Raw genomic sequence first — 8,366 nt, forward strand, 5'->3', positions numbered from 1 at the left:
GGAAGGCGATGGCTCTGGTCATTGAATTTACATGTGATTTGCCCAACGGCGTGCATGCGCGTCCGGCCAGTCTGGTCGAAACGCTGTGTAATCGTTTTTCATCAGCGATTGAGTGGCGGAACTTGCGCCGCGAGAGCGGTGGAAATGCCAAGAGCGCGCTGGCGATTATCGGCAGCAATACCCTGAAGGGCGACGCCTGCCAGCTGCTTATCAGCGGCGAAGATGAAGCTGAGGCATTCGCCGCGTTAACGGCTTTTATGCGCGATGAATTTCCCCACTGTGACGCGCCGCTGCCCGCTGCGCCAACGCTGGATGTCCAGCCGGTGCCAGAGTCGCTTTCGCGGCTGAACCCGACGCTGTTTCATGCCCGTCCGGTGTGCGCCGGCAGCGCTGGGGGAACGCTGGTTCATCTCAAATCACGCGATCTGCACGAGCTGGGTGAACTGCCCGTCGCCGCCAGTCCCGAACAGGAGCAGGCGGCACTGGATAATGGCCTGCGGCTACTGGTGAAAGATATTGCGCTGCGGTTGCTGGACAACGACGGCACCGCCAGCGCGATCCTGGAAGCTCACCGTTCGTTGGCGACGGATGCTTCGCTGCGCCAGCACCTGCTTGGCGGTATTCTCACCGGGCTGAGCTGCGCCCAGGCGATTGTCGCCACCGGCGACCACTTCTGCGCCCAGTTCCGCGACTCCGGTAACCGCTATCTGCAGGAACGGGTACTGGATGTCCGCGACGTTTGCTTCCAGCTGTTGCAGCATATCTACGGCGAAGCCCGTTTCCCGGCGCCGGGCCAGCTGCGGGAAGCGGCCATTTGCCTTGCCGACGAGCTGACCCCCAGCCAGTTTCTGGAACTGGATAAAACGCATCTCAAAGGGCTGCTGCTGCGCAGCGGCGGCACCACCTCGCATACCGTGATTCTGGCACGCTCATTCAATATCCCTACTCTGGTGGGCGTGGATTTAGCCGCGCTGCTGCCGTGGGTGGATACGCAGGTGCAGATTGACGGCAACGCCGGGCTGCTGGTGGTGGATCCGAGTCCGGCGGTAGCGCGCTACTATCAGCAGGAGGCCTGGCTACAGACGCAAATCCAGCAACAGCAGCAGGTATGGCTGGATAAAGCCGGGCAGACGCAAGACGGTATCCGCGTGGAGATCGCCGCCAATATCGCCCATTCGGTGGAAGCGGTGGCGGCATTCAACCAGGGCGCGCAGTCGGTAGGGTTGTTCCGCACTGAAATGCTGTATATGGATCGCCCGAGCGCGCCGTCGGAAGATGAGCTCTACAACATCTTCTGCCAGGCACTGGAACCCGCTGCCGGGCGCAGCATTATCGTGCGGACTATGGATATCGGCGGTGATAAGCCGGTGGCCTATCTCAACATCCCTGCGGAAAACAATCCGTTCCTCGGGTACCGTGCGGTGCGCATCTATGAAGAGTATCAGGCGCTGTTTCACACTCAGCTACGGGCGATTTTACGCGCCTCGGCACACGGCTCGCTGAAGATTATGATCCCCATGATTTCATCAATGGAAGAGATCCTGTGGGTGAAAGAGCGACTGGCGGAGGCCAAACAGTCGCTGCGCGCCGAGCAGATCCCGTTTGATGAAAAGATCCCGCTCGGCATCATGCTGGAGGTGCCATCGGTGATGTTTATCATCGATCAGTGCTGTGAAGAGGTGGATTTCTTTAGCATCGGCAGCAACGACTTAACGCAGTATCTGCTGGCGGTCGATCGTGATAATGCGAAAGTGACGCGCCATTACAACAGCCTGAATCCCGCCTTCCTGCGCGCGCTGGACTATGCGGTACAGGCGGTGCATCGGCAGGGGAAATGGATCGGTCTGTGTGGCGAACTGGGGGCCAAAGGATCGGTGCTACCGCTACTGGTAGGCCTCGGTTTAGATGAATTGAGCATGAGCGCGCCGGCGATCCCGGCGACCAAATCGCGCCTGGCGCAACTGGACAGCCGCGCCTGCCGCCAGCTGCTGAATCAGGCCATGCAGTGCCGTACCTCACTGGAAGTGGAGCATCTGTTGGCCCAGTTCCGCATGCGTCAGCAGGATGTGCCGCTGGTGAGCGCCGAGTGCATTACGCTCAATAGCGACTGGCGCAGCAAGGAGGAGGTGCTGAAAGGGATGACGGATAACCTGCTGCTGGCCGGACGCTGCCGCTATCCACGTAAGCTGGAGGCTGACCTGTGGGCCCGCGAGGCGGTGTTCTCCACCGGTCTGGGCTTTAGCTTCGCCATTCCGCACAGTAAATCCGAGCATATCGAGCAGTCGACCATCAGCGTCGCCCGTCTGGCGCAGCCGGTGGTGTGGGGCGATGAAGAGGCGCAGTTTGTGATTATGCTGACGCTGAACAAGCACTCGGCGGGCGATCAGCATATGCGTATCTTCTCGCGGCTGGCGCGGCGCATTATGCACGCGGAGTTCCGCCAATCTCTGGTATCCGCGGAGAGCAGCGAGGATATTGCCGACCTGCTGCGCCGCGAGCTGGAACTGTGATCTGCACACCGGCCAGCGGTGCCGGCCGGTGTGCGCTTTACAAATCCAGTACCAGGCGGCCGCCTTTGGCGCGCGAGCAGCAGATCAGCATACTCTGCTGGCTGGCTTTCTCTTCCTCGCTGTAATACTGATCGCGGTGGTCCGCTTCCCCTTCCAGAATCATCGTTTCGCAGGTGCCGCACACCCCTTCGCGGCACAGGCATTCCACCTTCGCCGCTTTGTTATTCTCAATAACCTGCAAAATGGTCATGTCCTGCGGTACGGTAAATTCGCGTCCGGAACGCGCCAGCACCAGGGTAAACGCCTCTCCGCCTTTATCCTCAACGATAAACTGCTCAAAGTGCAGCTGACTGGCGGGCACCTGATGGCGTTCGGCGGCGGCTTTCACCGCCTCGTTAAGCGCCGCCGGGCCGCAGGTATAGACGTGGGTTCCGGGCTCGAGGTCGGCGAACAGGCGCGGCAGGTCGAGACGGCTGCCGAGCGCTGATACATGAACATTGACCCGATCTCGCCACGGCGCGGCGCTGAGCGCATCGACGAAAGCATTATTGTCGGCGTCGTGGAAACAGTAGTGCAGCTGCCAGTCGGCCTGCCGTTGTTCCAGTTCAGGAATATGCGCTAAAAACGGCGTGATGCCGATGCCGCCGGCGATCAGCAGATGTTTTCGCGCCTGTGGTTCGTTGGCGAACAGGTTGTTGGGGGTGGACACCGTCAGGGTATCGCCCGGGCGTACCTGCTGGTGCATAAAACGCGAGCCGCCTTTGGAAGGCGACTCAAGACGCACCGCAATCTGCCAGCTGGTGGTATCCAGCGGCGAGCTCATCAGCGAGTAGGCGTTACTGTAGCGCTGCTCGCCATCCTGCATCTGGACGATAATATGGCTGCCGCCGCTGAATGCCGGCAGCGGGGCGCCGGTCGGCGATACCAGCGTAAAACGCTTCACAAGGGGGGTGATCTGCTCAACATCGCGAACGATCGCCTCAAACATTTGATAATCAGACATCGCTGAACTCCATCAAAAAATCCCGGCGTGGCCAGCGCCGCCGCCGGGAGAGGACATTTACAACCCCTGGCAGAGATACTTCATCTCCAGGTAATCTTCGATTCCGTGTTCCGACCCTTCGCGGCCAAGGCCGGACTGCTTCACTCCGCCAAATGGCGCGACTTCGTTGGAAATCAGTCCGGTATTGATGCCGACCATCCCGTATTCCAGCTGCTCGGAGACGCGCCAGATACGGGCGGCATCGTTGCTGTAAAAATAGGAGGCGAGGCCGTAGATAGTGTCATTTGCCTGCTCGATGACCTGCTGCTCATCGTCAAATTTCACCAGTGCCGCCACCGGGCCGAAAATCTCTTCCTGCAGCAGCAGTGACCCCGGCTGTACATCGCCGATCACCGTAGGGGTGAAGAAATTACCGCCCAGTGGGTGCGCTTTACCGCCGGTTAACAACGTTGCGCCGCGGGTCAGGGCGTCGTCGAGCAGGGACTGGACTTTGCGCCCGGCGTCGGCGTTGATCAGCGGGCCAATCTGTACATCGGACTCACTGCCATCGCCAACTTTCAGGGCGGCGACGCGGGCCACGAATTTATCGCAGAATTGGTCGTAGATGGCGCGATGAATATAGAAGCGGTTGACGCAGACGCAGGTTTGCCCGGCGTTGCGGAACTTGGCGATCAGCGCTCCCTCGACCGCTTTATCGATATCGGCATCGTCAAAGACGATAAACGGCGCGTTACCGCCGAGCTCTAAAGAGAGCTTTTTGATGGATTCCGCGCACTGGCGCATCAGTACGCGGCCAACTTCGGTCGAGCCGGTAAAGGAGAGTTTACGCACCCGCTCATCGCCGGTGAACACCGCGCCAATTTCGCGCGACTGGCCGGTAACGACGTTAATGACGCCCTGCGGGATCCCGGCCTGATTCGCCAGTTCCGCCATCGCCAGCGCGGTAAACGGCGTTTCGTTAGCCGGCTTTATCACCATCGTACAACCCGCAGCCAGCGCCGGGCCGGCCTTACGGGTGATCATCGCCGCCGGGAAGTTCCACGGGGTGATCGCCGCGCAGACGCCCACGCCCTGGCGGATCACCATCAGGCGTTTATCCGCGCCAGGGGAGGGGATTATTTCGCCGTTGGTGCGTTTGCCCTGTTCGGCAAACCACTCGATAAACGAGGCGGCATAGGCGATTTCGCCTTCCGCTTCCGCCAGCGGCTTGCCCTGCTCGGCGGTCATGATCTGCGCCAGCGCGGTTTTGTTTTCGAGGATCAGGCGGTGCCAGTTTTTCAATAGCGTGGCGCGCTGAGCGGCGGTTAATGCGCGCCAGGCCGGCAGCGCGGCCGCGGCGGCATCCACGGCCTGCTGCGCTTCCGCCCGACCCATATTAGGGATCTGGCCGAGCGCCGCGCCGGTGGAAGGATTGCTGACGGCAAGCGTCGTGCCGTCGGCGGCGTCGCGCCAGCTTCCGGCAATCAGCGCCTGCTGGCGAAACAGATCTGAGTGAAACACGGACATAGCAAACTCCTTCAACGATTACGGCTGGAACACCTGGGCCACCAGATTGTGGAAATGGGCGATACCGTGCTCGGAGATACCGCTGCCGCTGTTATCCGCCATAATGCGTCCCTGGCCGCGATAGCCGCGGGACTTCAGCCCCTTCTGCACGCTTTCCACCAGGCGTAAATCTTCCGGGCGGAACACGTCGCGATACCACTCAATCAGCGCTTTCTGATCGTCGGTCAGCTCTTCGTTGGTGAAATAGATGTCGTAATTCTGCAGAGTGGTCTCTTCATCCACCGGGAATTCATAGATCACGGTCATCATGCCCTTGATCGGCGTGACGTTGAACATGGTGCACGGCCATAGCCAGAAACCGTGGAACGCGGCTTCGGTACCTTCTTCGAATTTAAACGACTGCTCCGACGGCTTGGCGAAGCCATACTGCAGCGTCCATTTGCCGTGCATGGTGTGCCAGTAACGGTCAACCTGTACGGAATCCGAGAAGCCCGGGTGCGCCGGGCCGCAGTGGTAACATTCCAGATAGTTATCGACGATATTTTTCCAGTTCGCCGGGGTGAGAGTGGTAAAGCGCGCCGCCAGTTTCAGATCATGCACGTCCGGGCAGGCTTCCAGCACTTTGTCCTGCAGGCCCGGCAGCTGTGATTCCACACTCTCGGCTTCCGGGTTCAAATTGATAAACACAAAGCCGGCATACTCTTCCAGGCGAACCGGCACCAGCTGCGCCTTTTCGCTATCGAAATTTGCCACGTTTTCGCAGTTGCGGGCATGGGCGAGATTGCCGTCAAGCTTGAAGGCCCAGGCGTGATAGGGGCAGGTAATCACGTTTTTGGCTTTACCTTCACCGCTCAGCAACTGGTGGCCGCGGTGCGGGCAAACGTTATAGAAAGCGCGCAGAATGTTGTCGCGACCGCGGACGATAACGATATTTTCGCCAATGATCTCCCGGGTGATGTAGTCGTTCGGCCGGGCGACCTCGCTGCCGTGGGCGACGCAAATCCAGCTATTGGCGAAGATGCGCTCTTTCTCGTGCTCAAACGCCTGGCTGTCGGTATAAAAACGGGCCGGAATGGTCCAGGCATCCTGCGGATTGGCGCAAAAATTAATCGGCAGCGTAAAGTCAGGGCTCAAATTGCTCATGTAAGGTCACCTTGTGATTATTGTCAGTAAGAGGTTTTACAGCGACTGGCCGTCGCCTTTGAGTACCGTGCCAACCGGTAGCGTCTCGGCTTTAATCATTGGCTCGGGCGTATGGGTTTCTATCTGATTGACCGGCACGTGGGCGTAGTCCTGTTTTAACCAGCGCACGAAGCCGCCAGTCTTAATCAGCAAAATGGCAAGGAACGGTAGGGCGGTCAGTACCACGGTGGTTTTCATGGTCTCAAGCGAAGCCCCGGTAAACAGAATCGATAGCGGGATGAGGGTGATCACCACGCACCAGAACAGGCGCATGCCGCGATCCGGATCTTCGCCTTCGCGCAGGTTGCGGGTGCTGGTCGCCGCCATGGTGTAGGCCACCGCATCCATGTGCGAGGCGAGGAAAACAATCATCACGAACAGATAGGCGGCGAGGAACAGCTTACCTGCCGGCAGCGACATCAGCACCTGCTGGACGGCGGTTTCGCCGCCGAGAGTCTGCATCACCTGCGGTACGTTAATCACGCCGTTAACGAACTGGTGCATGGCGTAGCTTTCCATCACCCCGAAGAAGAACCAGCAGCCGGCGGTGCTACCGAGGAGCAGTCCCCAAATGACCTCTTTGATTTTGCGCCCGCGGGAGACGCGAGTGACGAACATCGCCACGCCTGGGGTATAGGAGATCCACCACAGCCAGTAGAAGACGGTCCAGTTGCGGGTAAAGGCGCCGTCGCCGAGGGGGTCGGTAAACAGGCTCATCTGCAGGAAGTTTTGGGTGGTGAGGCCAATGGCGTTGATAACGTTATTGGTGATGAATTCGGTCGGGCCAACCAGTAATACCACCAACGGCAGCAGGAACGCGCCCCAGCCAACCATTTTGCTCAGGCGCTGCAGGCCGTTGTTGATGCCAATCCACGAACTCATGCAGAAAATGCCGCCGGAGAGCAGGATCACAAACGCCTGCACGGTGAAGTTATCCGGCAGTCCGGTCAGCGCTGACAGGCCGCGGGTGAAGGTGGCGGCAGTGACCACCAGCGAAATGGTTAACGCGCCGACGGTGGCGATCAGGAACATCAGATCAACCAGACGGCCCCAGAAGCCTTGCGGACTCACTCCGGTGATCGCTGAAATGATCCCGGAGAGGCTGAGGCCTTTATTTTTCCGCACGTGGAAGTGATAGGCCATGATCAGCGAGGCGAGAGTGTAGGTCGCCCAGGCGCTAACCCCCCAGTGGAAGAAAGAATAAGGGATGCTGTATTCCAGCGCTTTCGGCGATTGCGGCGCAATGTTCAGGCCCGGGGTCTGGTAGTAATAAGCCCATTCGGCAACGCCCCAGTACAGCGTGGAGGAGCCGAGCCCGGCGCAGATAAACATAAACAGCCATGAGAGGGTACTGTATTCGACTTTGCCTTCGCCGAGACGGATATTGCCGTATTTGCTGGTTGCCAGATAGAGCACCAGTCCCAGTGCCAGCAGCACCAGTACCTGTACCGTGGAACCCAGCAGCCGGGTCACGCCGTTAAAAATCGAATCAGCCGCCTGCGCGGTTTGGTGGGGGAAGAGACTTAATGTAGCGGCGATGAAAACAATGGCCGCCAGGCTGATGGCAATCAGCGGCACATCTTTTTTCTTTACGTTGCTCAACATGGGTGATCTCCTGGGCATGATTGCCCGTCGGTGGCTTTAGCCTGTCGTTGTTATCACGCTGTAGGGTCAGGGTTCGTAGCAAAAAGCTATTAACAATCGGATTATTTCTTCGTTACATGAATTAAACAATTGGCCGATTCGTGAAGCAATAAAACACGGAACGGAAATAATAAAAGGTGAATTGGCGCAGGTTCTTTCCTTTCAGGAATGAATAAAGTTCACCGCTGTGATGCGGTTCACTTGTCAATCGTGGGGGATTCTGCATAGCGAAAAGAGAGGGAAGTTGGCGGGCCAGGCGCGCGGGTTTTCCCGGGTAGCGGCTACGCCTTACCCGGGCTACGGTCCGTGCGGCCTGCCTTTAATTTATTCTCCATGGTTGCTGAAACTGCCGGTGTTGGCGGCCTCAACATCGCTGAGACGTTCCCGGCAGGCCGGGGCAGCCCGCATGGATGCGGGCTGAGGGCCGTGTTTTGCAAGGACGCTGCCTCGGCCCGACCCGAAGCCTGCAGGGATAAGTCGAAGGCACCACGCAGTGGCGATGTTGCTGGCCGGAGCCCGGG

The 8,366-nt window shown here is 59.1% G+C and carries 5 protein-coding genes; 1 reads left to right on the top strand and 4 read right to left on the bottom strand.

What is annotated here, in order from left to right:
* The first annotated feature begins 8 nt into the window (after positions 1-8).
* Entirely contained in the window at positions 9-2,510 is a 2,502-nt protein-coding gene (gene ptsP / locus CWM53_RS13855; protein ID WP_100729748.1) for a phosphoenolpyruvate--protein phosphotransferase, read from the top strand.
* 37 nt (positions 2,511-2,547) lie between these two features.
* Here the strand turns inward: ptsP and CWM53_RS13860 are convergent, their stop codons facing one another.
* Genes CWM53_RS13860 through CWM53_RS13875 form a run of 4 tightly spaced genes read right to left on the bottom strand, consistent with a single transcriptional unit; the run spans position 2,548 to position 7,806 of the window.
* Positions 2,548-3,513, bottom strand: a complete 966-nt coding sequence (locus tag CWM53_RS13860) for a PDR/VanB family oxidoreductase (RefSeq protein ID WP_100729747.1) — start codon at positions 3,511-3,513, stop codon at positions 2,548-2,550.
* A gap of 57 nt (positions 3,514-3,570) precedes the next feature.
* Complete coding sequence (locus CWM53_RS13865) at positions 3,571-5,019, bottom strand: NAD-dependent succinate-semialdehyde dehydrogenase (protein ID WP_100631500.1); 1,449 nt, start codon at positions 5,017-5,019, stop codon at positions 3,571-3,573.
* A gap of 18 nt (positions 5,020-5,037) precedes the next feature.
* Positions 5,038-6,162: a carnitine monooxygenase, oxygenase subunit YeaW gene (gene yeaW, locus CWM53_RS13870; RefSeq protein WP_100631501.1), complete on the bottom strand. Its 1,125-nt coding sequence runs from the start codon at positions 6,160-6,162 to the stop codon at positions 5,038-5,040.
* 36 nt (positions 6,163-6,198) lie between these two features.
* The gene (locus tag CWM53_RS13875) at positions 6,199-7,806 is read right to left on the bottom strand and encodes a BCCT family transporter (protein ID WP_061155128.1); all 1,608 of its coding nucleotides are present in this window, start codon (positions 7,804-7,806) and stop codon (positions 6,199-6,201) included.
* Between the last annotated feature and the right edge of the window lie 560 nt (positions 7,807-8,366).

It is taken from the genome of Klebsiella sp. A-Nf5, from assembly GCF_002810545.1.
Taxonomy (GTDB): Bacteria; Pseudomonadota; Gammaproteobacteria; order Enterobacterales; family Enterobacteriaceae; genus Klebsiella; species Klebsiella variicola.

Bases quoted from the DNA above. Each gene is read 5' to 3' on its own strand.
- ptsP (WP_100729748.1), top strand. From the start codon at position 9: ATGGCTCTGGTCATTGAATTTACATGTGATTTGCCCAACGGCGTGCAT.
- CWM53_RS13860 (WP_100729747.1), bottom strand. From the start codon at position 3,513: ATGTCTGATTATCAAATGTTTGAGGCGATCGTTCGCGATGTTGAGCAG.
- CWM53_RS13865 (WP_100631500.1), bottom strand. From the start codon at position 5,019: ATGTCCGTGTTTCACTCAGATCTGTTTCGCCAGCAGGCGCTGATTGCC.
- yeaW (WP_100631501.1), bottom strand. From the start codon at position 6,162: ATGAGCAATTTGAGCCCTGACTTTACGCTGCCGATTAATTTTTGCGCC.
- CWM53_RS13875 (WP_061155128.1), bottom strand. From the start codon at position 7,806: ATGTTGAGCAACGTAAAGAAAAAAGATGTGCCGCTGATTGCCATCAGC.